Annotated in this window: 20 protein-coding genes; 7 read left to right on the forward strand and 13 right to left on the reverse strand. The window is 68.0% G+C overall.

The annotated features are described in order from the left end of the window. The first annotated feature begins 20 nt into the window (after positions 1–20). Positions 21–626, forward strand: coding sequence for a class I SAM-dependent methyltransferase (locus GC106_RS31210; RefSeq protein WP_173138061.1), 606 nt, complete (start codon positions 21–23; stop codon positions 624–626). Here the strand turns inward: GC106_RS31210 and GC106_RS31215 are convergent. The 7 genes from GC106_RS31215 to GC106_RS31245 form a co-directional block, all read right to left on the reverse strand. Then, a complete protein-coding gene (locus tag GC106_RS31215) occupies positions 609–1,859 on the reverse strand; it encodes a glycosyltransferase family 4 protein (RefSeq protein ID WP_246367167.1) in 1,251 nt (416 codons plus the stop codon). The two genes, GC106_RS31210 and GC106_RS31215, sit on opposite strands and share 18 nt — an antisense overlap. Further along, entirely contained in the window at positions 1,844–2,101 is a 258-nt protein-coding gene (locus GC106_RS31220; RefSeq protein ID WP_173138063.1) for an LbetaH domain-containing protein, read from the reverse strand. Before GC106_RS31220 ends, GC106_RS31215 begins: the two co-directional genes overlap by 16 nt. Before the next feature lie 38 nt (positions 2,102–2,139). Further along, complete coding sequence (locus GC106_RS31225) at positions 2,140–3,282, reverse strand: glycosyltransferase (RefSeq protein ID WP_173138065.1); 1,143 nt, start codon at positions 3,280–3,282, stop codon at positions 2,140–2,142. Then, positions 3,279–7,373 carry a DUF4082 domain-containing protein gene (locus GC106_RS31230; protein WP_173138067.1) on the reverse strand — a complete coding sequence of 1,365 codons (4,095 nt, stop codon included), beginning with the start codon at positions 7,371–7,373 and terminating at the stop codon, positions 3,279–3,281. The genes GC106_RS31225 and GC106_RS31230 overlap by 4 nt, the downstream gene beginning before the upstream one ends. Positions 7,374–7,565: 192 nt before the next feature. Further along, positions 7,566–8,423, reverse strand: a complete 858-nt coding sequence (locus tag GC106_RS31235) for a COG1361 family protein (RefSeq protein ID WP_173138069.1) — start codon at positions 8,421–8,423, stop codon at positions 7,566–7,568. Positions 8,424–8,436: 13 nt separating this feature from the next. After that, entirely contained in the window at positions 8,437–9,936 is a 1,500-nt protein-coding gene (locus GC106_RS31240; protein WP_173138071.1) for a sugar transferase, read from the reverse strand. A 421-nt stretch (positions 9,937–10,357) separates the two neighbouring features. Further along, on the reverse strand, positions 10,358–11,707 hold the full coding sequence (locus GC106_RS31245; protein WP_312873015.1) for a glutamate-1-semialdehyde 2,1-aminomutase: 1,350 nt from the start codon (positions 11,705–11,707) through the stop codon (positions 10,358–10,360). A gap of 56 nt (positions 11,708–11,763) precedes the next feature. Here GC106_RS31245 and GC106_RS31250 point away from each other — a divergent pair, with 56 nt between their 5' ends. Then, positions 11,764–12,519 (forward strand): WecB/TagA/CpsF family glycosyltransferase, encoded by a 756-nt coding sequence (locus GC106_RS31250; protein WP_173138075.1) that lies wholly within the window; start codon positions 11,764–11,766, stop codon positions 12,517–12,519. 56 nt (positions 12,520–12,575) lie between these two features. On the opposite strand, the gene GC106_RS49480 is transcribed toward GC106_RS31250, so the two are convergent. Next, positions 12,576–13,643, reverse strand: a complete 1,068-nt coding sequence (locus GC106_RS49480; protein ID WP_173138077.1) for a glycosyltransferase family 4 protein — start codon at positions 13,641–13,643, stop codon at positions 12,576–12,578. 23 nt (positions 13,644–13,666) lie between these two features. Next, complete coding sequence (locus tag GC106_RS31260) at positions 13,667–14,533, reverse strand: glycosyltransferase family 4 protein (protein ID WP_173138079.1); 867 nt, start codon at positions 14,531–14,533, stop codon at positions 13,667–13,669. Positions 14,534–14,736: 203 nt separating this feature from the next. Between GC106_RS31260 and GC106_RS31265 the strand changes: the two genes are divergently transcribed. The 5 genes from GC106_RS31265 (at position 14,737) to GC106_RS31285 (ending at position 21,306) form a co-directional block, all read left to right on the forward strand. Next, positions 14,737–16,185: a flippase gene (locus GC106_RS31265; RefSeq protein ID WP_173138081.1), complete on the forward strand. Its 1,449-nt coding sequence runs from the start codon at positions 14,737–14,739 to the stop codon at positions 16,183–16,185. 41 nt (positions 16,186–16,226) lie between these two features. Then, on the forward strand, positions 16,227–16,829 hold the full coding sequence (locus GC106_RS31270) for a hypothetical protein (protein ID WP_312873017.1): 603 nt from the start codon (positions 16,227–16,229) through the stop codon (positions 16,827–16,829). A 227-nt stretch (positions 16,830–17,056) separates the two neighbouring features. Further along, positions 17,057–18,964 (forward strand): glycosyltransferase, encoded by a 1,908-nt coding sequence (locus GC106_RS31275; protein ID WP_173138083.1) that lies wholly within the window; start codon positions 17,057–17,059, stop codon positions 18,962–18,964. Further along, the gene (locus GC106_RS31280; protein ID WP_173138085.1) at positions 18,961–19,980 is read left to right on the forward strand and encodes a glycosyltransferase family 4 protein; all 1,020 of its coding nucleotides are present in this window, start codon (positions 18,961–18,963) and stop codon (positions 19,978–19,980) included. The genes GC106_RS31275 and GC106_RS31280 overlap by 4 nt, the downstream gene beginning before the upstream one ends. A gap of 75 nt (positions 19,981–20,055) precedes the next feature. Further along, complete coding sequence (locus tag GC106_RS31285; protein ID WP_173138087.1) at positions 20,056–21,306, forward strand: glycosyl hydrolase; 1,251 nt, start codon at positions 20,056–20,058, stop codon at positions 21,304–21,306. On the opposite strand, the gene GC106_RS31290 is transcribed toward GC106_RS31285, so the two are convergent. The 4 genes from GC106_RS31290 to GC106_RS31305 are packed head-to-tail and all read right to left on the reverse strand — an operon-like array spanning position 21,296 to position 26,197. Next, positions 21,296–22,324 (reverse strand): glycosyltransferase family 4 protein, encoded by a 1,029-nt coding sequence (locus GC106_RS31290; protein ID WP_173138089.1) that lies wholly within the window; start codon positions 22,322–22,324, stop codon positions 21,296–21,298. The two genes, GC106_RS31285 and GC106_RS31290, sit on opposite strands and share 11 nt — an antisense overlap. Then, positions 22,321–23,016, reverse strand: coding sequence for a YveK family protein (locus GC106_RS31295; protein ID WP_173138091.1), 696 nt, complete (start codon positions 23,014–23,016; stop codon positions 22,321–22,323). Before GC106_RS31295 ends, GC106_RS31290 begins: the two co-directional genes overlap by 4 nt. Then, positions 23,013–25,049 carry an O-antigen ligase family protein gene (locus tag GC106_RS49485; protein WP_173138093.1) on the reverse strand — a complete coding sequence of 679 codons (2,037 nt, stop codon included), beginning with the start codon at positions 25,047–25,049 and terminating at the stop codon, positions 23,013–23,015. Before GC106_RS49485 ends, GC106_RS31295 begins: the two co-directional genes overlap by 4 nt. Then, positions 25,046–26,197, reverse strand: coding sequence for a class I SAM-dependent methyltransferase (locus GC106_RS31305; RefSeq protein ID WP_173138096.1), 1,152 nt, complete (start codon positions 26,195–26,197; stop codon positions 25,046–25,048). Before GC106_RS31305 ends, GC106_RS49485 begins: the two co-directional genes overlap by 4 nt. Between the last annotated feature and the right edge of the window lie 8 nt (positions 26,198–26,205).

Consider the following 26,205-nt stretch of genomic DNA (forward strand, 5'->3'; position numbering starts at 1 on the left):
CCGGGCGCACAGTGGCCGGTATGGAAGACGTTGTGATGGACGAAGCGTTCTGGGACACCATGTACCGGGAGAAGGACCGGAAGTGGAGTGGCAACCCCAATCCGACGCTGGTCGCCGAGGTGTCCGGGCTCAGGCCGGGGACGGCGCTGGATGTGGGCTGCGGTGAGGGTGCCGACGCCATCTGGCTGGCCGGGCGCGGGTGGCGGGTGACCGGTGTGGACGTTTCCAGCGTCGCCCTTGACCGGGCCAAGCAGCACAGCACCGAGGTCGAGTGGCTGCACCTCGACCTGGCCAAGGAGCCCGTGCCCGGCACGTACGACCTGGTGTCCGCGCAGTACGTGCACTTCCAGCCCAAAGAGGACATGCTGGAGCTGCACCGGCGTATCGCCGAGGCCGTCGCACCCGGCGGGACGTTGCTGATCGTCGGGCACGATCCCCAGGAAGCGCATCGGCACGCGGCGGACAAGCCGGACATCCCGCACGACATCTTCTTCGGTGCCGACACGCTGACTTCGTTGCTGGCACAGAACGAGTGGACCATCGAAGTCGCCGAGACGCGCACGCTCGACCGCCCTGATCACCGCATGTACGACTTCGTCTTCAAGGCGTCACGCCGTTCCGCGTGACACCACGACCGGCTTGGCGTTCGCGTCGTCGGTCGCGAGAGTGCCGCGCCACCTCTGGTACTTGGTCCGTACCTTCGTGGTCACGACTCCGCTGCCGGAGCGGATCAGGTCGGCGGCGATCTCCGCCGTCGCCGTCCTGGTCCGTGCCGCGAACAGGTACTCGTCCTCCTGGACGCGGGCGGCACGGGTGAGCGCGAACCGCTCCACCACAAGCTTGCGCGCGAACTCGCCGAGTGAACCGCGCAGGTCACGGGACTCCAGCAGCGTTCCGAGGTGCTTGCGCAGGTCCAGCGCGCCGTTGCCGCCAAGGCCGTACCAGCCCTGCTTCAGAAACAGCGGTGCCGTGTCGGACGTGAGCAGCTCGCTGAAACCCTGCTCGCCGACGACCACCAACGGCTTGCCGAACGCCATGCCGCGCAGGGCCGAGCCGCCCTGCCCGACGATCACGTCCGCGGCCGCGTAAGCCGGACGTGGATCGGCGACCTCGCCGGTCAGCCGGACCACGGTGCGCCGAGCCAGTGCGTTCGCCTTGGCGGCACGGGCTTCGATCTCCCCGCGGGACCGGCCATCGCCGACGATGACCAACTGCACCTGGTGGCCCGCGGCTGCCAACGCGCCCACCGCGTCGCAAGCCGCGAGCAGTCCCTCGAGTTTCAGCTCCGGGACGAGACGGCAGATCATCGCGATCAGCACTTCGTCCCGCGGAATCCCGTGTTCCTGCCGGAACGCTGCGCCGTCCACCGACGGGTGGTCGGTTTCCGTGTCCACCGGCGGTTCCAGCAAGGTCACCCGGTGATGTCCAGCGGCCAAGGCGGCCTCACGGATCGCCTCGGTGCCCACGACCAGCGGAACAGTCCGGGGAAAGAACGGTACGACGGACATCGACATCACCGTGCCGACGACCGGTGTGCGCCAGCGCAGACCCGGACCGAAGACAGCCTCGATCACCGGTGGCCACTCGTAGCCGTGCACTACGTGAATCCGTCGCTCGTGGACGGTCCTGGCCAAGGTGGCGAGCACCTGGGGAGACGGCCGACGACGACTCAACGGGATCTCGATGTGTTCCAGACCGAGGTCGTGCACGCGTTTCACCAACGGGCCCGGCTCGGACAAGACGATCACCTCGTGCCCACGGTCCCGCACCGCGCCCGCCAGCTGGATGGCGTTCAGCTGGGAACCGCCGATCTCCATGGCGTGCGGGTAGACCAGAATCCGCATCAGAGCGTGACCCATCGCTCGTCCGGCAGGAAGATCCGCTCCCGGACACCCGGATCACACGCCACGAGACCAGCGTCCGGCAGTTCGTAGACCAGGTCGAGCGCGCCGAGCACCGGCACACCGTCGATGTCCTTGCCTTGCAGAGCGGTATCGTCGTCCAGGAAGCCGACCGGAATCCAGGCGTGCGGCCGTTGCCGGACTGCCGCCAGAGCTGCTTTCGCGCGCTCGCCCGCACCTAGCAGGAGTATGGGAGCCACGCCTGCATCATCGTTGCGAGACCGGGGTTTCTTACCGTTCATGGGACCAGACCGGCCAGACGGGTGAACGTGTCGGCCCGGGCGGCCCAGGAATGCCGTGCCGCGACGGAACGTCGTTGCCCGGTCACGGCCGGCGACGCCTCGTCGATCGCGGCTTTCACCACCGCGTCGGCGAATCCCCGCGGGTCGCCGCCGATCTGGATGCCGTCCGTTTCCTCGGCCAAGCGTTTGCTCGCGGGCAGGTCGGTGCTCACCACGGGCAGTCCCGCCGCGAGGTACTCCAAGGTCTTGAGCGGGATGGACGCCCGGTTGAACGCACTGTCCGCATAGGGCGTGAGGCCGACGTCGATCCGCGCGAACCACTGCGGCAGTTCCTCGAACGGCACCGCGCCGACATGGTGGACGTTCGGCCGTCGCAGCAAACCGTCCGACCGGCCGGGTTCCCAGCCGGGCTCACGCGGGCCGACCAGCAACAGGCCGAGACCGGTCTCCGCGACCGCCTCCAGCAACGAGATGTCGATCCGATCGCTCAACTGGCCGATCACCCCGGCGATCCTGGCCGGGAACCCGTCCGGCACCGGCCCGGGTTCCACGTCCCCCTGATACGCCCGCGGATCGCACCCGTTGGGGAAGACCACGGGATGTGCCCCGAGTTCCTGCCAGCGTTCCGCGAGCTCCGGTCCGACGGCGAGCACCAGATCCGCGCGGACGATGGCCTCCCGCTCCTCGCGCAGCACGAAATGCGCGTCCTGGTTCATCAGTGACGCCCCGGCGACCCAGTCGTCCGTGCCGTACAACACGTCCACGCAACGATCCCCCCACCTGCCGAGAAGATCATGTTGCGTGCACGCGACGAACACGTCCGGCCTGCGCCGGGCCCGGCGCAGCGCCCAGCCGATCTGTGCCCGGACCATCGGCCACGTCAGTGACCTGACGCCCGGCCGGGTCCAGCCAGGCGGACCGACCGGAGTGAGGCGGGCGATCCCTAACCGGAGCGGCCGCAGCAGCGGCCGCCACACTGGGCCTGACTCGCCCCGGAACCGCGCCGGTGTCACCGGGGACACCGGCGGGTCCACCCACAGCACGTCGGCGTGCCGGGTCAGGGCCTCGGCGAGTTGCCGTTCCGAGCCCTTGACCCCGTCCCACGTCACTCCCGACGCGACGACTACCAGTGGTCTCATGGTGTGAAGATCACGTCCACCCAGTAGTTGCCGCCCTGGAACGTCGACGTCGGGAAGCCCGGCCCGACCTTGTAGACGCCGTTGGCGTTGCCCGGCCCGGACAGTGGTGCGCTCAGCGGGTTGCTGGTCACCGCGGTCCGGTTGAAGTACCCGTTGTCCGCCGCGTACCGGCCGTTCGGCGCGGTGTACGAGGCGATGTAGGTCTGGTTGGCCTGGACAGGCACCGGTGTGGCGAACATCAGCGTCTGCCAGCCCGTTGCCGTCTCGTTGACGAACGTACCCGTGGCGAGTTGCTCGCCGCCGGCCGTCCACAGTGAACCGGTGTGCGTGCCGGTGTTGCCCGTTCCCTTGTAGAACTTCACGCCGGTGACGAAGCCGTTCGCCGAGGTGGTGAACCTGACACCGAGCTCGTAGTTGCCTGAGTCGTTGGCTGCCGTGACCGTCGGAACGGTCGCGTCGCTGAACAGGCCGCACGGGCATGTCTGCGTGAGTGTCGTGGTGAACGACCATGTCGTGGCGTTCGTCATGATGTTGCCGTTCACGTCAGCGATCTTGACGCTGCCCGTGTACGTCGCACCGGCCGTCAGGCGTGCCGCCGGGGTCCAGGAAACCGTCATCTGGTCCGCGGACAACAAAAGCGTGCCGTTCAGTTTGGCACCACCGGAGTCGGCCACCGTGAACTGTGCGGTCGACAGGTCCACCGGCTCGCTGAACGTGGCACTGAGCGGAGCTGTCAACGACACACCCGCGCCTGCGTTCGGCGGGTTCGTGCTGGTGACGGACGGTGGCGTGCTGTCGCCGTTGGCACCGGCCTGCCAGATCACGTCGACCCAGTAGTTGGTGTTGCCGTACGAGTTCGTCGGGAACCCTCCGCCGGTCCCGTATCGGTACACACCGTTGCTGCCGTCGACACCGCTCGGCAACGCGTGCATCGGGCCGTAGTCGGCGCCCACGCCGTTGAAGAACCCGTTTGTACCGGAGTAACGGCCATTGGGCGCGTAGTAGGAGACGACATACGTCGTTCCGGATTGGACACTCACCGGCGAGCTGAACAGCAGCGTCTGCCAGCCGCCGCCCGACTCGTTGGTGAACGTGCCGGTGGCCACTCGATCGCCGTCTCTTGTCCACAGTGAACCAGTGTGCGTCCCGGTGTTGCCGGGTCCCTTGTAGAAGCGGACGCCGTGCACGGTCCCCCGGCTGTCGAACCGGACCTTGACGCCCAGTTCCACCGCGGCTGGATCGTTCACCGCGGCGACCGCCGGGGTGGCGAAGTCGTCCCAGATCGTGCACGGACATGTCGCCGGACGCGGGTTTCCTGTCGTGAACGACCAGGTGTACGGCGGATTCGCGATCGAGTTACCCGCGTTGTCGGTCGCACGGACCTGCGCGGTGTACGTCGTCCCGGCCACCAGCTGTTGGCTTGGTGTGAACGTTGCCGTCTTGCCGTCGCCGGACAGGGCGTACGTGCCGGACACCATCCCGTTTGGACCACTCAAGGCGAACTGCAGCGACGCCGGGGCGATCGGCTCGTCGAAACTGATCGTCGGTTTCGCGTTCAGCGCCACGCTACCGCCGTTGGTGACCGGGTTGGTCGACGCCACCAGGGGTGCACGGGTGTCCGGCCCGGGGTCGTAGCCGTAGACGACGTCGACCCAGTAGTTCGCGTTCTGGTAGCTGCGGTTCGGGAAGCCGGACGCGCCGACCTTGAACACACCGTTCGGGTTCGTGGCCGTGCCTTGCGGAGCCGTCAACGGTTCCAGGCCGGTCGCCGAGTTCGTGAAGTAGTTCGCGTCGGCCGCGTAATGACCCGTGCTGGTGTGGTACGAGGCGATGTACGTGGTGTTGGCGGTGATCGGCACCGACTCCGGGAAGGTCAGCGTCTGCCAGCCCAGCGCCGTCTCGTTGAGGAACGTACCGGTCGCCATCAGCGTGCCGTCGGTCCTCCACAGTGACCCGGTGTGGGTGCCGGTGTTGCCGGTCCCCTTGAAGAACCGGACACCGCGGACGTAACCGTCGGACGACGCCTGGAACTTCACACCGAGTTCGAGCGCGGCCCCGTCACCGGAGTCGGGTGTCGCGGGCACCGCGTTGTCCGGCCAGATACTGCACGGACAGGAGCGCGGGTTCACCGTGACCGACTGGGTGAACTCGCCGGACAGGTTCGCCGAGTCGTCGACAGCACGGACCTTGAGCGTGGCCGGACCGGACTTCGACGGCGTGTACGTGTAGTTCCATGTGGACGCTCCGGCCTGCCAGTTCGCCGCGTGCCAGGACGTTCCGTCCACCGAGACCTCGACTCCGGCGGGCTTGCCACCGACGTCGAGGACCGTGCCGGAGAACGTGTACCCGGAACCGACAACCGGCGACGGAGTCGTTCCAATGGTGACTGTGGGCGCGATCGTGTCCGTTGTCATCGTCGCCGGCGTGATGTCACGCGGTGTCCTCGGCTGGACGTCGTCCATGTCCGCCAGGAGGTTCGCCGTCGCCTGCTGAATCCGCGGATCGGCCGTGTCGCCGTGGTTGCGGATGTGCTTGTTGTCCAGGCCCCACGACCACTGCACGGAGCCGGCGGCGAAGACGAGCGCGCCACTGGGCTGGTGTTTGTAGAGCGTCAGCGCGTGCGTCTTCGTTCCGGGGGCGTAGACGTCACCCTCGTTCTGCAGAACGTAGTTCCCGTCCGACATCTCCACGGTGGTACGAGACAGCTGCGCCACACCCGGAGGCTGGAAGCTGTTCTCCTCAACGGTGTCCCACTCGTACCCGAGCGTGCCGGGCTTGAAGACGTACGCCTCGGTCAGCTGGGTGCCCATGGTCGGGGTGTTGCGCCACAGCCGCTGCTGCCGGTTGCCCGGCGGGACGACCAACTGGTCCCAGCGCTCGCCGTTGACCGTGAAAATCTGGCCCAGCAGCGCGTTCTCCGGCCTGTTGCCGTCCTTCGGCGGGCTCTTGCGGCCGTCCCGCCAGGTCCCGGTCCACTCGGTCGGGTGCGGGTCGACCTGGCCGGGCTTGGTCTCCTTGTAGCAGACCAGGGTCCGCCAGTCGGTCGCCGGACCGGCCTGGCTCGGTTCCCAGCGGGTCTTCCAGAAGATCTCGTTGCCGGTCATGAAGGCCATGTTCACGCCGGCGTCCCTGGCGTCCTCCACGGCCGCGCGCTGTTCGTTCGACCAGTACTCGTCGTGCCCGACCGGCATGTAGACCTTGTGGTTCCTCAGCAGGTGCCCGCGACGCGACATGTCCACGTTGGTGGTGTAACTGACGTCGTAGCCGTTCTTCTCCAGCCAGCGCAGCATCGGGTACTCGGCGTTGAAGAAGAAGTTCTCCTGCTCGCCACCGATGATCGGCCGGTTGTAGCTGACCTTGTACGCCGAGCCGCCGTTGCCCTGCGCGGTCCCGGTGTAGAAGCTGTTGCCCCTGAGGGTCCCGGTCTGCGGATCGCGGTTGCCGAACGTGTTGTACGCCTGCCAGGTGGCGTCGGCGGTCTGGAAGAGGATGTCCGAGTGACTGGCGTCGTCGCGCACGATGAAAACGATGTCGCTCTCTCCGATGACACCATTTCCGTAGTCACGTCTGAGCACGGTGTAGTAAATTCCGGAAACCGATTCGGCCGGCACGGTCCACGTCATCGAGGTGGACCAGTTCCCGCAGTCCACAATTCCGGTGTCCTGCGCGGCGGTCGCCGGATTGTCCTCGAAGCAGTCCGGCTGGACGACCGAATTCTCCACCTGCTGGTTGTCCACGATCTTGCGGGCACCGGCACCGCCGTAGTACCCCAGCCGGTAAATGTCGAACCAGAACCGCGGCGCATCGGTCCTGACCTTGAAACCGACCGTCTCACCGGGCAGGTAGCTGATGTTGTCGGTGAAGCCCGCGATGGTGTCGTCGATCGCGCTGATCATCCAGTTGTCGCCGGTGTTCGGCGCCAGGGTGTTCTCGCAGGCCACCGGGTTCGCGGGCAGGGCACACGGCGGCGCGGGGGTCTCGGCGGCACCGGCGCCGGGCAGCACGCCGAGCACCGTCACGTTGGCCGCGAGCACCGCGGCACCGGCGAAGTGAGCAATTTTTCGTCGCGATCGTCTGAATACCGAACGCATTGTTCCGCCTTCCAGCCCACACCTCTGCACCCCTGCCATCGCTGGAAAAATCGGCTGCCCGGCAGGTGACGTTACGACTTTCGGGGGAGACCGCCCGGCAGGGAGGTCAAGATTCCGTCACGCCGCGTTCACAGGAATCTCGTGGATTCACCGAATGGCGAACCCACGAGTTTCTTTCCACCGCGGCCGGGGTCAGCCACAGCTGACCAGCAGCGGCGTCAGCACCTTGCACGTGGCCGACGCCGAATCGTTGGCACTGTTGGGATCATTCGGGCTTGACGCCGTTCTCGTCGCCGAGAACTGGTACGGCAGTCCGATGTGGAGCAGTCCGAGCGGGACGGAGAACGTGGCCGTCGCACTCGCGCCGGGCGCGAGCTCGCCGTACGCGCAGACCGGCACCGAGCCGCCGGTGCACCCGGGGCCCGCGTTCGCCGTCAGGCCGGGCGTGAGCCCGCCCCGGACTTCGGCGGAACGCAGCTTGCCGGGCCCCTTGTTGGTGATCCGCACGGCCACGTCGATCTTCGGCACCAGCAGGCTCTGCTTGGTCGTCGCGGTGATCCCGACCGCGACGTCGGCCTGGGTGAACACGGTCAGCGTCGCGAAGCCGACCGGGAAGATCCCGTAGTTGCGGCCGAACAGCTGGGCCTGCAACGTGTGCGTGGCGTCGGCCGCGTTCTGCTTGACACGCAGGGTGAACGTGGCGGTCGCCGGCTGGAAGCCGCTCAGCGCCTCGGCGAGCACCGCCTGGTATCCGACCGGTCCGCTCGGTCCGTCCACAGTGGTGCATGACGCGACACCGGCACCGGCGCAGCCGATCAACTCGGCGTAGTCGGTGAGGTTCGTCGGCGTGCTGAGCACCCGGATGGTCGGGTTGAGAATGCTGAACGAGTGGATGTTGTGCACGGTTTCGGTGACCGTGAACGTGTCACCCGGTTGCACTTCGTTCGGCGACACGGTCGCCTCCACCTCGGCGGGTTCGGCGAAGGCCGGTGTCGCCGCACACAGCCCGGCGACCACCGCGAACACGAGCAGAACGGGCCTGATCCTCATCGGTGAGTTCCCATCAGTAGGCCCCCTGCCCGGTAACCACGGCTCGCACTGTCTTCCACAGGATCACCGCGTCGAGGGTGAGCGACCAGTCCTCCACATACCGCAGGTCCAGCCGGACCGACTCCTCCCACGGCAGGTCGCTCCGGCCGCTGACCTGCCACAGGCCGGTCATGCCCGGCTTGACCAGCAGCCTGCGCCGCATGTCGGGGCCGTACTTCTCGGTCTCCTCCGGCAACGGCGGCCGGGGCCCGACCAACGACATCGACCCGGTGAGCACGTTGAACAGTTGCGGCAGCTCGTCCAGTGAGTACCGCCGCAGCACCGCGCCGACCCTGGTGACCCTGGGGTCCTTGCGCATCTTGAACAGCGGCCCGGCCCCTTGGTTCGGCAGACCGCCGCGCAGCGCGTGCGCGTTGCGCACCATCGTCCGGAACTTGATCATCATGAACGTCCGGCCGTCCTTGCCGACCCGGCGCTGCCGGTAGAACACCGCACCCCGGCTGCCGGTCACGATCAGCAGGCCGATCAGCAGGATCAGCGGGGAGAACAGGGTGAGCAGCAGGGCGGAGCCGACCCGGTCGACGATCTCCTTGACCAGGCGGCGCGCACCGCTGAAAACCGGCGCGCTGACGCGTAACAACGGCATGCCGAGCACCGCGCTGACGTGCAACCGCGGTCCGGCCACCTCCATCAGCACCGGCGCGACGACCATCTCGGCCTCGCTGCCCTCGAGGTTCCACGCCAGCTCCTGGAGCCTGCGCGGAGTCCAATATGGATCCGAGGCGATCGCGACCACGCGATAACCACCGCGGCGCACGTGCTCGGCGAGATCCCTCAACCGTCCGACAACGGGAACGCCTTCGAGGTCGGCGTCGGTGTCGCCGCGGCCGTCGAACGTGCAGACGGCTTCCACCTTCCACCCGAGGTGTGGCGTCAGCTTCGTCCGCACGATCAGGTCACGCGCCGTTTCGGTGCTTCCCGCGACGAGCACGGGCAGCATGCACCGGCCCTCCTTGCGGGACTTGTGCAGGAACCGGCGCAGAAGATAGCGCTGGGGGAACGAAACCAGGGCGATCACGGGGATCGCCACGAAGACCCATAACCGGATGTTGGTGGAGTCGACCGCGAGGCCTCCGAGGGCGAGCACCACCGCCGCGGAGAACAACCCACGGCCGAGCCTGCCGAACTCGTCGGCGCCGTGCCCCAGGACGTTCGGGCTCCAGGCCCGGTTCATCAGCAGGGAACACAGGACGAGAGCCACGGTGGTCACGCCGAGCACGATCCACAGGTGCCGCCAGTTGTCCGCACCCCGTGCGCCGAACAGCAAACCCACCACGGTGACTGAGAACACAGTGGCGATGACGTCGCTGAGCACAACCGAACGGCGGTAGCGCGGCTCCCACGCCGCGATCGGAGCCTGACCGGGTTCGCCGATCGGCAGCACCGGCCGTGCCCTTTCCGGCGACAGGCGGCCGTGTACGCCATGGCGAGTCGGACTGACTTGCTCACCCATCGTCTTGATCCCCCCGGTTATCGGGTTCGGGCAACGGCTTTCCGCACGGATGACCGGTGATCACCCGCCTCGTTCGGCGAAATCATTGGTAGCTAACAATCTGGTTGCCGGTGCTGCGGCGCGTCGGCAAACCATCAGTCGCTCGGGTAGTTCCAGCCGTTACGGGCGGCCTTAACCGGTTTTTCGGCGGCGTGGCACCACATCCGGTCGGTGAGTTGCCGACTGATCAACGAACCGGCCCGTGGATTCACCCGAACCGGACCGGAAAACGGGCAAATGGTCCTGCCATCCCCGGCACGGGGTAGGCCGAACGGGGCCTTGCCTCACCGCGGGTGCCGGGCGGAACACCGCGTGACGTCAGCAAATACGCCCGGCCAGGCGGGTGTCAAGCTGAGAATATTTACCTTTGTCATGTCGGCTGTTAAGACGAGCGGCCGCGTTCCAACCGGCGCGGAGCGGCGAACCGGCGCAGTGCCGGGGCAACCGGACGGCCGTCGAGCAAGCCGGTCACGCTCCCGGCCTCCAACGCCTTGCGATAGACAGACAACGCTTCGGCGGCAGCGTCCACTGTGTGCTGTACGTCCGACTCGGTGTGCGCGGCCGAGATCACGAAGGACTGGCCGAGCACACCACGGCGCAACAACTCCTGGAGGAACAGCGTCCGGAACGCCTGGGACGGGTGGCCTTCCGGGTCCCTGGTAGTGAAGACGAGGCACGACGGCCTGCCGATCACCGAGACGTGCGCGGCGATCCCGAGGTCGGTGGCGGCGGAATTCACGCCATCAGCGAGAGTTCTGCCCGCCCGTTCCATTGCCCTAACGGGCTCTTCCGAGGCGTAGGCCTTGACAACGGCCCGGAAAGCCGCCAGCGACATCGATTCAGGGCCGTGTGTGGTGGACAGCAGGAAGACCCTCGGCTCACCGGTGCGCAACCCGCCGAGTTCCATCAGCTGCCGCTTGCCCGCCAACGCGGAGATCGGGAAGCCGTTGCCCATCGCCTTGCCCCAGCAGGACAAGTCCGGCGTCACCCCGTAACACTTCTGCGCACCACCGGCCGACCAGCGGAAACCCGTGATCATCTCGTCGAAGACGAGCACCGTCCCGTGGTCGTCGCACAGTTTGCGCACCCCTTCGAGGAAACCCGGTGCCGGCTCGGCGAGCGCGGTCGCCGCCTCCAGCACCACCGCGGCGAACTGTCCACTGTGCGCGGTCAAGAGGTCGTGCAGGGAATCCAGGTCGTTGTACCGGAATCGGTGAACGCTGTCGACCGTCGACTGTGGTATGCCCGCGTCCATCGGGGTCGTGCCGATGAACCAGTCGTCCACGGAGTAGAACGGCTGGTCGCAGATCGCGACCAGCTCCCGGCCGGTGGCCGCGCGCGCCAGCCGGACCGCGGCGGTCGTCGCGTCCGAGCCGTTCTTGGCGAACTTCACCATGTCGGCGCCGGGCACCAGGCTCAGGAAGTCCTCGGCCGCCCGGAGTTCCAGCTCGGTCGGCCGGGAGAAGCTCAGCCCGTTGGCCAGTTCGTCCCGTACGGCCTCGATGACCGGTTCGTAGGCGTGTCCCAAAGTGACACTGCGCAGGCCCATGCCGTACTCGACATAGGAGTTCCCGTCGACGTCCCACACGGTCGCCCCTTTGCCCCTTGTCAGGACGGGAGCCATGCCCTCCGGGTACTGGTCGGCACCGCGCGCATAGGTGTGCGCACCGCCGGGCACCAGTTCGTGCAGACGTTGTTGCAGCTCGGTGGACCTGCGGAAATCTCCGTTCACGTGCACAACCTCCCACACTTCGTAGCCGCGCTGACACGGAGCGGTACCCTGCGCCGGTGACGAGGCGCGTACCAATTGGCACGGTAGTGGTCGACGCCCTGACCGAGGCGGAGGTCGTCCACCAGGTACGGGAGACCTGGCAGGACGGCGGCTGGATCCTGACGGCCAATGTGGACATCGTGCGTGCCATCAGCCGTGACCGTACCTTGGTCGAGCTGGCCTCCACCGCCACGCTGACCGTCGCCGACGGCATGCCGCTCGTCTGGGCCGGCCGCATCGCGGGCGAGGAGATCCCCGAGCGGGTCACCGGAAGCTCGTTGGTTCATACGCTCAGCCGCGCGGCCGCACTCGACGGCCGGTCGGTGTTCCTGCTCGGCGGCGCTCCTGGCGTCGCGGAGCGTGCGGCTGCCGTGCTTCAGGCCAACTCACCCGGCCTCAAGATCGCCGGTATCGCCGCGCCGCCCGTGGGCTTCGACGAGGACAAGGACAGCCTCCAGTCGGTGATCGACTCGGTCGTGCTGGCCCAGCCGAACCTCGTGCTGATCGGGATGGGCTTCCCCAAGCAGGAGAAGCTGATCCAGCGGCTGCGCGCGATCATGCCGAACGCCTGGTACGTCGGCTGCGGCGCGGGCATCCCGATGGCGTCCGGCGACGCGAAGCGCGCACCGGAGCCGTTGCAGAGGATGGGCCTGGAATGGCTGCACCGGCTGGTCATGGAGCCACGCCGGCTGGCCCGCCGCTACCTGCGCGACGACCTGCCTTTCGCGCTCACGCTGCTCGCCGGGGCAGCCGTCCGCCGGCTCCGCCGCTGATCAAGCCTCGTGAGTGTTTATCGGTGTTCTAACCCTGATAAACACTCACGAGCAGGTCAGCGGGTTCGTGCTACTTCTTTGAGGACCTCGGCCAGGTGCTGGGCCTGGACGTCGGTGGTCAGCTCGCGCTCCAGCCGGGCACGGCCGGCCTGTCCCATGGCGTCCGCACGCTCGGGGTCGGCCATCAACGCGCCGACGGCGGACGCGAACACCTCCACATCACCTGGCGGCACCACCAAACCATCGTGCCCGTGATTGAGGTAGCCCTCCAGGCCCTCGCTGGCGGTAACGACATAGGGACGTCCGCAAGCCATCGCTTCCAGGATCACGGACATGCCCGACCCGTGGATGTTGGGTTTCGTGGCGACCGCGACCACGTTCGCCGAGCCGTAGAACTGCCGTCGCCTACGGCCGAGGTGCCCTCGGTGCAGCACGCCCAGATCGGACGGCAGTTCGACGTCGAGCTGAGTGGCCAGTTCCAGCCGGGTACCAGGCCTGTGGCGGCGAACGTCCGCGACGGCCTTGATCAACGTGTCGTGGTCGCGGTGGCCGTCGTCGCCGACGCTGGCCACGAGGTCACGGTCGACGTCGCCCTCGATCGGCCGGAACCAGTCACTGTCCACACCGAACGGGACGAACTTCAGCTTGTGCACGGGCACGTTCCACTCGTCACGCAGCACCGGGATCATGCCGTGCGCCTGGACGAACACCGCTTCCATGTTCTCGAGCGCCCGGCGAGCGGTGCGCAGGAACCTCTTCGAGCGGTTCTGCGGGTCGGTCAGCAGCTGCACACCGCTGACCACCGGTGGGCCGCCCGGCAACGAAGCCGCTGGGATACCGGTGAATTCGTCCCAGCAGAGCACGACGTCCGCACTGCGCCGGAGCGGGTTGTAGTGCGACGCGACGGCTTCGAACCACTCCAGGCCGCCGGCCCGGTCCCGTACCCGCCGGGCGATCGCGTTCGGGACCCGTCCGGTCAGGACTTCGCGGAACGCCACGTCGACACCGTGCCCGCTCAACTGGTCGATGCCGAACGGGGTCGCGTTGGGGACCTCACCGGTAGCGTTACGGGCCGGCCATCCGGCCGCGTCGAGGTAGTGGATCAGCTCCACCCAGGCACGCACGCGCGACAAAGTCAGACTCCTGATCAGGTCGTGCGGATGAGTTCGGCCAACCGGGCGGCTTGCAGCTCGGTCGAGAAGTGCTGTTCGACCTTACGGCGTGCCGCCCGGCCCATCTCCTCGGCCATGGCGTCGTCGCCGAGCAGCCGCTGCACGCATTTGGCCAGCGCATCCTCGTCGCCGACCGGGTAGACGAGCCCGGTTCGCTCGTTCTCGACGTAATCGGTCAGGCCGGGGGTATCCGGAATCACTACCGGACGGCCACTGGCCATGGCCTCGAGGGTGACGGTCAACCCCGAGGCGTGGACGTTCGGTGTCGTCGCGATCGCGACGACACTGGCTCGGTGGTACAGATCCCTGATCTGTCCCTCGTTGAGGCCGATCCTGGCGAACCGCTGGGGAATCGGCAACCGGGTCGCGATCTCCAGGCGGGCGCCGGGCACCTTGGTGACCGCACGGATCAACGTGCCGTGGTCGCGGTGCCGGTCGTTGCCCGCGCTGACGACCAGGCCTTCCTCGGTTCTCGGGCGGGCCTGGAAGAAGTCCACGTCGATGCCGAGCGGGATGTGCTGTGCCTTGCGCACCCCCCAGTCCCGTTCCAGCCTCGGGATCATCGCGCTGGAGGACGCCCAGACCCGCGCCGCCCTGGGCAGGGCCCGTTTCGCAAACCAAGCAGTTGTTCTGTCCACTTCGTCGGTCAGCCAGACGACCCCGGTGATCACCGGCTTGCGGCGCTCCCGCAGTGCGGCGGGCACTCCGGAGTACTCGTCCCAGCACAGGATCACGTCCCCGGTGTTGCGCCGGAACGCGTCGGCCCATTCGTAGCCACCGAGCCGGTGCCGTGCCGCCCGGCCGATGCGTTCGACGACACGCCCCCGGGCCGGAATTCGCATGATCGGCTGCACTCCGTGGTTCACCATCCGGTCAAGCCCATACGGCCAGTGATCGGGAACCTCGCCACGCGCGTGCCGGATACTCCATTCGGCGGGATGCAATCCATGCGACAACTCGAGATAAGCGCGCACCGTGTTGACCTCCACTCGCCCGCGGCACCGCATGGGAACTGCGGCAACGCGAAGTTACTAGACTACGGCCCGTGTCCAGGGCGGCGGCGATCGCGCGAGGGGTCGCCCTCCAAGTGGTGGCGAGGGTGACGGCGCTACCCCTCGCCATCGTCACTCTGGGTGTAGCCACGCAATATTTGGGCGAACACGGCTACGGCGTCATGACCACCGCGATCGTGTTCGTCGGCCTGTTCGAGACCCTGACGTCACAGGGCATCGGCACGGTGATCGTGCGCCGGGTGAGCGGCCGCGAACGCGCGTCGCTGTCCCACCTGATCGGTCTGGACCTGACGTTCTCGATGGTCTACGCGATGCCGTTGGCGCTGACCGCGGCGAGCATCGGGGTGCTGACGTACCCCGATCCCGAGGTGCAGGGCGCGGTGCTGGTGCTGTCCGCGGGCCTGGTGTGCAGCGCGATCTCTTCGTGCTTCGACGCGGTGTTCGACGTCCATGTCCGATATGGAACGGTCGCGACCGCCGAGTTCTTCTCGCGCGTCGCCACTCTCGGCTGCGCGGGGGCGGTGGCGCTCACCGACTCGGGCCTGCTCGCCATGTGCGCGGTGCAGATCCTGCCGCAGGTGATCAAGATGGTGGTGACGGGCTTCGCGGCGCACCGGCTCACTCCACTTCGGCCGGTCGGCGACGTGAGCGCGATCATGGGCCTGGTCCGGGAAAGCATCCCGTTCACGTTGATCATGCTGATCGCGGTGATCTACTGGCGTGTCGACGGGGTGCTGTTGTCCCTGCTGTCCGACACCCGCCAGGTCGCGGCGTACGGCATCGCCGTCCAGCTCGCGTTCACCTTGAACATGTTGCCGCAGGTGTTCTCCCGGACGGCGTTGTCGACCATCAACGAGGGCTACGCGACCGACCCGGAACGCTTCCGTCGAGCGGTGGCGAGTGGATACCGGTTCCTGTTGCTCTTCGCCACACCCGTTGCGGTTCTTGGCATTCCCCTGGCCGAACGCCTGGTGACCGCGGTCGGTTCGGACGAGTTCGCCGGCGGCGCGACACCCGTGCTGCGCCTGTTCTTCATCGCGTGCGCCATCAGCTTCCTGACGTCCATCATCAGTGACGCGATGGTCGCGGCCCACCAGCAGAAGTTCCTGACGCGGCTGTCCGCGGCGAACCTGATCGTGAACATCGCGCTGAACATCGTGCTCATCCCGCACTTCGGCGCGGTCGGCTGCGGCATCGCGCTGATCGTCACGGAGTTGTCGGGGGTGGTGTTCACCCAGGTCCGGCTGCGCAGGGTGGGCGTGGACCCGCTGCCGGTGAAGTACCTCGTCCGGCTGATCCCCGGCCTGAACCTGTCCCTGCTGGCGATGTTGCTGACGTGGTCGCTGCCGCTGGTCGTCCCGATCGTGGCGGGCATGATCGGCTACTTCGCCGGCGCGTGGCTCGGCGGCGCCATCCCCGACGAGATGCGCAGCGCCCTGCTCGGCGCGATGAAGCCCGGCAAGAGCACCGCCCCGGCATAACATCACCCGACCGTGTGATCTCGACGCATACCGGGCAACCAGTGAGAACTTTGGTGCGGCCCACCGGTTTCTCGGCACGGTACCGAGAACGCACGCGGTTCGGGTACTGGGACGCTGTCACTGTGCACATGTTCGTCGACGAGTCGGAGCGTGGTTGCTACCTGCTCGCGGCGGCGCTGATCCCGGTGCCCCAACTGCAGAAGGCTCGGACGCTGCTGCGCGGCCTGTGTCTGCCCGGAGAACGCAGGCTGCACTTCAAGATGGAGAAGGACTCGCGCAGGCGATTCATCATTTCCCGGCTGGTCGCCGCCGGGTTCCACGTCCGGGTCTACTTCGGGAAAGGACCGAGCGAGGCGGTTCGCGGGGTGCTGCTGGAACAAGTGGTCGCCGACGCGATCGATCTCGGGGTGCGACGGCTCATCCTGGACTCACGGGACCCGGGCGGAAACGCACGTGACCGGTCGCGTCTGGCAAGGACACCTGTCCGCGAACACGACCTCATGTACGAGCATCTGCCCTCATCGAGTGAACCCGGGACCTGGATCGCGGACGCCGTCGCCTGGTGCCACGGCGCGGGCGGCGACTGGAGAAGACGGGTTGACCCGCTGGTAGAGCACGTTTTTGATGCCGGAGTCATCCAGTAAGCGCGAAGCCCAGGCAGCGACCGTCCGGACGCGCACCTGGGCTCACTTCCTCCGCCTACTGGCTGAGGCACTACCTGCAGCGTACCGCTCACCGGCATGAGTCACCAACTCGACTACCACGGTGCCGGAGCATGCATCTCGGGGTGCCGGAGCGCGCATTTCGGGGTGCCGGAATGGTGGACACGGCGGGTGGGGTGGGGTGGTCGTGAGTAAGGTGGATCGACGTGATGGACGGTCAGCCTGCTCGCCCGCTCTCGGTGCTGGTCGTCAGCTACCGGCGGGCCGATCTTCTGCGGCGTTGTCTCGACAGTGTCCACAAGCACCTGTCGGGCTGCCCGGTTCTGGTGTGGGACAACCTTTCCGAGGGCACGCCCGCGATCCGTGAGTTGCAGTCGGAGTATCCCGACGTCGAGTGGGTGTTCTCCGATCGCAACGTGGGTTACGCGATGGCCGTGAACGGGCTGGCGGAACGCGTCCGGACCGACATGGTGTTGCTGAACCCCGACGCCGAGCTGACCGGGCCGCTCACCAGATCGAGGGCCGCGCTCACCCAGGAGAGGGTCGCGGCGGTGTCGCCGAAGGTGCGGGACGCCGAGGGCGGGCCGGACTGGGATGTGGCCAGGCGCAGGCAGACCGTGCTGCGCGGCCTTGTCAGCCATTCGGGTTATGGGAAGCGCCTGCGGGGCAAGGCTGTTTCCGACTACTACGCCGAGCAGCCCGTCGAGGTGGACGGCTATCTTTCCGGCTGCTGTCTGCTCATCGCCCGGGAGGCCTGGGACCGTCTCGGCGGGTTCGACGAGAAGTTCTTCCTGTACGGCGAAGAGTCGGACTGGCAGCGCAAGGCGCACGACAACGGCTGGCGGCTGGTCCTGGCGGACGAACAGGACGTCAGGCACGGCGCCGCGGGCACGCTGGCGGGCGATCCGTTGGCGGAGCGCCGCGCCCGTGATCTCCTCCGCGCCGGGCACGCCGAGATGCTGGGGATGAGCAACTACGGTCCGGGCGCGATCTTCACCGCGGGCCTCACCGTCCTCGATCGCGTGCAACGGTCACACCGCCGGAAACGGGCGACCGAGAAAGCCGCCGCACGAGCGAAGGCCGATCTAGCCAAGCCGAGCATTCTGCTGACCAGCAACGAGTTGTGCCAGGGCGGTGCGGAGCGGCAACGCGTGCTGCTGGCCAACGAGCTGAGCAGGCGCGGGTATCCCGTCACGGTGGCCTGCCTGCAGCACTTCGGGCCGCTGACGCCCGAACTCGACCCGAGTGTGCGGCTTGTCCTCACGCCCTGGTGGCAACCACTGGTCGACCTGCCGACGAAGGACGCGGTCCTGATCACCGGTGTGACGAACACCGAAGCGGGATTCGCCGCGGGCTGGAAGGTGCTCAACCCCCAGGGCCGGTGGCTCGCGGCCACACACGAACCCGCGGAGCCGGACCGCCCGACATACGGCGGGAAACTGGCCAAAGTGATCAGCCGGAGTGACGGGGTGATCGCCCTGTCGCCACGGCACTGGGCCGCCATCACCCGGCATCAGCACCTGAACGAGCGGCATTTCGTCGCTCCCAACGGAGTACCGAGGCAACAGGACCGCGGCTTCACGGCGAGCACTCCGGTACGGCTGGGCATGCTCTGCCGGATGGTCGAGCACAAGAACCCGCACCTGCTCGTCGCGGCGCTGGACAGCTTGCCGGACCTGGACTGGACCCTCGACCTCCACGGCGACGGGCCCGACCGGGCGAAACTCGAGGCCAAAACGCCAGGCCACCTCAGGGACCGGGTTCGCTGGCACGGCGCGTCGCCGGGACCGGACCACGCGTTCCGGACGTTCGACGTGCTGTGCGTGCCCAGCAGGGCCGAGGCCTTTCCGCTGGTCATCGTCGAGGCGATGGCACGAGGTCTGCCTGTTGTGTCGTCCGCCGTGGGTTCCGTGCCGGATCTGCTGGACAACGGACGTGCCGGGGTGCTTGTCGAGCCGGTCACAGCGGCGGCGTGGGCCGCCGCGCTGCGTCCGATCCTCGAACAACCGGCCCGGCTTGAGCCGCTCGCCGCGGCGGGCGCGAAGCGGGCCGCTGAGCTGTACACAGTGGACGCCATGGCGGATGCGTACGAGACCGCGATCGCGGCGGCGCGATGAGGGTTCTGTGGCTCTCGCCCTGGATGCGCACGCTGTCCAGGGTGCATGTGGAGACGTTGCAGGACGCCGGGCACGAGTGCTTGCTGGTCACGTCCGATCAGCACTACGAGAAGATGGAGCCGCTGCCGTACGAGCGCGTGCTCGATCCGCGCCCGAAAGATCCACGCACCCTCGGTCCGCTGCTCAGGACGGTCAGCGAAGCCAGGAAGTGGCGGCCGAATGTGGTCGTGGTGGAGCTGGTCTGGGATCCGCGCTGGTTGATGCTGGCCAGGCTCGCGCCGATGGTGCACCTCGTGCACGACGACGCGCCGCACGACGAAACCGAACTGCGCCCGGCCTGGCAACGCCGGTTGTTCAGCAGGTTCAGCAATCGGGCGACTCGGGTCGTGGCGTTCAGTGCCTACGTCGCCGCGCAACTGCCGTACCCGGCCAGTGTGGTTCCGCTGACCAGTGACGTCCGGGAGAAGGACCTGCCTGCTGAGGCGGCCGAACGGCACGACTTCGTGTTGTACGGCCGGATGTCGCCGTACAAGAACGTCCCGGTCGCGCTCAGGGCGTGGCAGCGGCACCTGGCTTCCGGACAGCACAAGGGCGACCGGCTGATCCTGCTCGGCGACGGACCGCTGGACGTGTCCGAACAGGACCTTCCGGCCCACTGCGAGTGGCGGCGCCGGCGGTACTCCTATCCGGAGGTTCTGCCGATCCTCGGCCGTGCCAAGGGTTCGGTCGTGCACTACCGGCAGGCTTCGCAGAGCGGTGTGCAGTTGCTGTCGATGCAGCTCGGCGTCACGCCGATCGTCTCCGATTCCGGCGGGTTACCGGAATTCCAGCCACCCGGCGAAGCGGGCATCGGCATCGACGACGTCGACGGCCTCGCCCAGGCGTTCGCCGACCTGTCGGATTCGCAGGCCGCGAAGCAGCGCGGCGCGGCGAGCCGCAAGCACTTCGAGGAGACGTACAGCGCGGCGCGGGTCGTCGACAAACTCGCCGACGTCCTCGCCCAGGCCGCCAGGTAGCCGCTGTCACCCGTTAGGGGCTCTCCCGGCGCGAGGCTGCGACAGTTGGCCTAATGTCGTGTTTTTATGGTTCGCATGGCTGAGGAGATCGGACGGCGCCGGTTCATCGCGGCAGCAGCCGGGGCGATCGCACTCGGCGCGGCCGGTGGGGTCGTGCTCGGGCAGCAGCAGTGGTTCGGGCCGGACGAAAGAGCTGAGCAGGAGACCAAGCCGGTCGCCGCCGACCCGTCGGCGACGGCGGACGCGCAGGCGGTGTTGCGCTGGTTCAAGCAGCTGCCGACCCGCGACTCGCTCCGGGTCGTCAGCGGCCAGCAGATCGACGACATCACCGCGGCTAGTTACGACCGGTTCATCGAGGCGTTGGTCAAGCGCACCGGCAGGTACCCGGCCATGGTCGGCGTGATGGTCCGCGAAGGCTGGACCAGGGCGGACACCAGGATCCTGATCGACCACTGGAAACGCGGCGGGTTGATCACCGTGGACATCCACCCGAGCAACCCGTGGAACCCGGCGGGTGGCGCGAGCTCGGCGTGGGTCAAGGACCCCAAGGCCGCCAAGCCCGATCTGCGGGCGCTGCTGGCCACTTCGGACGCCAGCCCGCCGCGCAGCGCGTGGCGCGCCCAGCTGGAGAAGCTCGGCGACCTGGTCGAAGAGCTGGGTTCCGCCGGTGTGGTGGTGCTGCTGAGGCCCTTGCACGAGGGCAACGGATCGTGGTTCTGGTGGGGCCAGGACATGGTTTCCCGCAAGACATACCTGCGTGACCTCTACCGGGATGTCTTCTTCTACATCACGCAGTCCCGGCGTCTGCACAACGCGCTCTTCGTGTACTCGCCAGGTGCGTCGTGGGACGGGCCCGCGCTCTCGTACTACCCGGGCGACGAGTACGTGGACATCGTCGCCCCCAGCCGGTACGACGACGACTTGCTGATGTTGGGCGAGCGCAGAGGCCAGTCGCCGAACAACGACTACAAGGACGTCGTGTCCACCGGCAAACCGCTCGGTTTCGGCGAATGCGGCCCGTCGACCAAACTGGACGGTTCGTGGGACGCCCGCACGATCATCCGGCGAATCCGCGAGAACTACCCGGCCATGACGTACTTCCACTGCTGGCACGGCTGGGACGACAAGATCATGGAACTGGCCAGGAACAGGTACACCGAGGAGCTGATGAACGACCCGTGGGTGATCACCCGGGACAAAGTGGACTGGCGGCCGGAGAACGGCACCACGGCCACGTCCACCTCACGGCAGGCCGTGGTCACGTCCGCGCCGCCGACCGCAACCACGAAGCGCTACACGTTCGTCCGCCCGCACGTCACGCGGTGACGAGCCGCTCCCAGTGCCGCCCGAGCGTGCGCATGTAGTTCTCGATCGCGAACGGTTCCACTGTGGAGCGTGCCGCCTTGCCGAGCCGGGCCAGCAGCGCCGGATCGTCCATCAGGGACTGCAACGCACGGGTCAGCCCGGGAACGTCCCCCGGCCGCACCAGCAGGCCGTTCTCGCCGTCCCTGACCACCTCGCCGATCGAGCCGACCGGGGTGACCACCGGGACCAGGCCGTGGCCCATCGCCTCCAGCAATGCCATCGGCAGGCCTTCGTCCTTGCTCGGCAGCACGAACACGTGTGCACCGGCCAGCAGGGCGTCCCGTTCCCCTGGCGAGATCCACGACCGGATCTGCGCGTCCACGCCCAGCCAGGCCGCCAGTGCCCTGGTTTCGGTGACTTCACCGTCCCCGGCCATCACCAGCTCCACCGGTGCCGACAGACCGGCCACAGCGGACAGTACGTCGGCCGAGCCCTTCCGGGCGCCGAACCGGCCGAGGAACACGATCCGGAAACCTGGCTTCGTGGACGGGACCGTACGCGGCAGTTCGACCGGATTGCCCAGCGACACCACGCGACGAAGGCCGAGCAGCTCGATGTACGTGGTACGCCAGGAAGATCCGAGCACGGCGACCAGGTCGGCCTGCTGGAACGTCGACGCGATCAAGCGCTTGGCCAAGCCCGGCAGGCCCTGGTACCAGTCGACGAACTCAGCGCCGTGGCAGTGCAGGAGCACAGGCTTGCCGAACAGCTTGGCGATCCAGACGAGCACACCCTTGCGGACCACGCTGCCCCGCTCGGACACGTGCGCGTGCAGCAGGTCGGCGTACCGCAACGACTTCACCACCTGAGCCGTCCCGGTGAGCCACAACCGCAGCCGCATCGCGGCCGGGCCTTCCCGGTGCGTCGGCACCATCCGGATCGATGCGACCTGGGAGCCGTGACGCAGCAACAGGTTCGTGACCGTCGCCATCCCGCCGCGCTCGGTCGGGGACGACCCGACCATCAGCACTCGGATCATGAAGCGCGCTTGTTCTTCTGCTTCGGCCGCCGCACCGGCAGCATCTTGCCGGTCTCCTCGCCGGCCGATTTCTTCTCACGCCGCAGTTCCAGCGGGAAACGCTGGGGGTACAGCCAACGCAGCAGCAGGATCGCGATCACGGCGACGACAAGACCGCCGAAGAACCCGCCGAGAAGCAGCAGCCACATGCCGGGCACCGAACGCGCGGGAGGGACGGTCGGGTCGGTGATCACGTTGACCACGACGCGGGAGGAGCCGCCGGGGATCGTCTCCAGCTTGGTGACCGCGTTGATGAACGACTGCGTCACGGCGACGGCGTTGCGCCGGGCCGTGTCCGGGTCCACGCCGGTGACTTCGAGCGACAGCACGGTCGTGTCGCCGTTGACGGTCGCGGTGATCTGCGACTCGAGCGTGGTGGCGTCCATGCCGAGCACCTGCGCGGCCGGACCGGTCACCTGAGTGCTCGACGCGATCTGCGCGTACGTGGTCATCCGCTGGTTCACGTACTGGTTGCTGGCGTACGCGGTGTCCGGCTGGGCCGGGTCGCTCTGCCCGGTCATCAGGACCTCGGACGACGACGTGTACATGGCGTTGCCGAGGCGGTTGCCGAAGTACGCACCGCCAAGCAGGCCGACCACGACACCAGCCGCGAGCAGCCACTGCCACCACGCCACGTTCCTGAGCAACCTCACCGTGTCATTATCCTTTTCGCTGATAGGGGTGTTGTCCCACCCTGCCGCACCTGCGGCCGCCAGTCGGCCGCGAGCCCCAGCATCGCCAGGGTGAGCGCGACCACCACCAACGACGGCCGGTCGATCAACGTCGTCTGGAAGATCGACTGCGTGGCCATGCAGGCCAATCCGAGACCCAACGCGACGACCAGGACCGTGCCGGGTGCGCGTCTGCGCCAACCATGCACGACGGCCGACGCGACCCGGACCATCAACAGGCCGACGGCCAGCAGTCCGAAAGCCCCGAACCACAGCCAGATCCGCAGATACTGGTTGTGAATCCACGGCCTCGGCTCGACGACCGTCCGGTCGTGCACGGCGTCGTACGAAATGATCTCTCCGCCGTACGGAACGCCGACACCGGTGCCCAGGACCGGATGTTCGAGCAAGGTGTTCAGCGCGGCCGTGTTCTCCCGGACGCGGTCGGCCAGGCTGTCCTCGACCAGCGCCTCACCACTGAACACGCTGGTCACGCGCCCCGCCAGGGCCTCCCCGGTCTGGCCGAGCGCGCCGCCGCTCGCCAGTCCGAGCGTCAGCAGGCCCAACACCGCGGCCGCGAGCAGACGCTTGACCACGCCGCGCGAACCGAACCGGGCGACGGCGACCAGCACCACGCATGCCAGCAGCGGCGCCCACGTCGACCGGTTGAAGCTCAACGCCTCGTGCGCCAGGCCCGGCAGCGCGATCAGCAGCAGCCGCCACCTCGGCCGCGCCGGGAAGGCCCCGGACGCCAGCAGGATCAGCAGCGGTCCCCAGAGCGGCAGCACAGGCGCGGACAGCCTGGCCACTTCGGCCGTGTCGTCACCGGTGATCACGGAGCTGCGCTGGTCGACAAGCAGCCGCTGCCAGTCCATGACCGCCGCGAGCAGTTCGACGGCGCTGGCGACGGCCGCCCCGACGGCCACGATCGCCACGAGTTGCGCCAGCCTTCCGGCGAAGGCGCGGTAGACGATCAGGAACGCGAGCGGCACCAACAGCAGCGCCCTCATGGCGTCGGCGACTTCGGAGAACTCGCCACCGCCGGTGACGCCCAGCATGCCGCCGATCGCCACCGCGGCCATGAGCAGCACCAACGGCACCGTGAAGATCGATTTCCCGGGCCGTTTCCAGAGCACGACCAGTCCGATCAGCACGGCGACCTCAAGCACGGTCGGCGTGACCGGGCCGATCTGCACCAGCTCCAGCTTGGGCGGGAGCACGGAAATCCCGAGCACCAGCACCGCGCCCGCGATCCACCTCGGGTCACGGACGGCCGCCAAACCCGCGACCACCAGCACGACAAACGGCGGCCCGACCGAGCCCGTGGCGGCGTAACCCGCGATCGCGAAGAAGCCCAGACCGACGACCAGCAGCCCGCGTCTCGTGCGCACGGCCGCCCACAGCGACCGCATCTCCTGGTCGACGTCGGTCGCAAACGCTTCCGCGCCCACGATCCGAGAGCCGCCCTCGGCCACCTGGGACACCCAACGGCCCGGCCTGCGAAGTGAAACACCGAGCCAGCCGAGCACAGCACCGAGCACCGCGCCCAGCACCGCGCCCCAGACCGCCCAGGCACCCGACGTGCTCTCCGGTTCGCTGCCTGTTTCGAAGACCACGCCCGACACGCGGTTGAACTCCATCCGCGTGATGACCGCGATGACCGTGTTGGCCGCGGCGGTAGCCCGTTCCGCCAAACCGTCCCGGTCGGGGCTGTCGAGCTCGATGCGGAGCGACTGGACTCCGGAGATCTCGTGCGCGGTGATGGATTCGCCGCCGCGCAGGCCCGCTTCGCCTGCCACGGCACCGCTGGCCGCGACCTTCGCCCAGCTGGGCATCCGTTGCGAGATGTGCCGGGCGACCGAGGCAGTCGCCGGCCGGGCCTGGACCTGCACGGCGGTGAACACGATCGTCGCGCCGCTGCGGTAGGCCGGCCCGCTGAACGTGGGCACGGCGAAACCGACCAGGGCCCCGAAGACCACACCGGCCAGAACGATCAGGACGGCAGGCCGATTCACCGATTGTCACCGGCCAGCCGGGCGGGCGGGATGATTCGCCGGGTCTGCGGGTCCTCGGTCGGCACCGGCTCGGCGACCACCCAACGACCGGCCAGCGTGGGCAGCGCCGTCCGGACCTCGTCCAGCAGATCCGGCACGAACAGCAGGACGGCGTCCGGCTTGACGCGGACCAGTTCGGCAGGGCTGATCACCGGGATCGCCGTGCCGGGCATCCGTCTGCCCCACTTGGCCTGTGACGCGTCGGCCACACCGGACAGCATGGTGTCGTCGATCCCCGCAGCGGCAAGCAAAGCGACCGCACGTGACGCGGCGCCGTACCCGTACACCCGGCGACCGGTGCCACGCTGCCGTTGAAGCCAACCGCGCAGCGCGTTGATGCTGTTCTCCGCCGTCTCCTGCAAGGACTTGACGATCCGCGGGTCGTCGACGCCGCAGCCGGTCTCCTCGGCCATCAGCGCACGGACCTCGGGATCACTCTGGCCGCCGCGACCGGCCGCCAGCAGAACCGTTCCGCCGTAGAGGTCGAAACGCCACGCCGTCCACGGGGTCAGGCCCGCGATCGCCAGCATCCTGGTCAGCGCCGCGGTCGAGTAGTAGGCGTAATGCCCGTGCCGCAGGGCGTTCCACTGTCCATTGCGGATGATCGTGGCCAGCGAGTGGTACTGGAGCAGCAGGACTCCGCCGTCGGACAGTTTCCTGGCGCGTTCGGTGACGGCCTCGTGCTGGTCCGGGTTGTGCATCATGCCGAAGCAGTCCAGCACGACATCCGCCTGATCTCCTGGCTGCTCCACCGCGCGCAGCCCGTGCTCGGTGAGCAGGGAAAGCCACGAACCACCGTGCGGGCTGCCGTACTCGAACACCTGGGCTCCGGCTTTCACCAGCCCTGACCGCATCACGCGGCTGATCGCGTCCTTGGCCTGCGCCACCAACGCCGCCGGTTCGACCCCGCGCGGTTCCTCCGGCACGGTCGGGTCCTCGGCCAGTTGCGCCAGCCCGCACTCCGCGCACAGCCACATCCGCAACGGGTACACCGGGTCAGGCCCTTGGTCGGCCAGCGGCGGGAAGAAGTCACTGGCCGGCTGACGACCGAGGTCCAGCACGACCTCGCCGCGCCGCGCCCGGCAGGACCGGCAGATCGGCGTCAGCATGGGCACGC

This window comes from Kibdelosporangium persicum (assembly GCF_013280595.1).
GTDB classification, from domain to species: domain Bacteria; phylum Actinomycetota; class Actinomycetes; order Mycobacteriales; family Pseudonocardiaceae; genus Kibdelosporangium; species Kibdelosporangium persicum.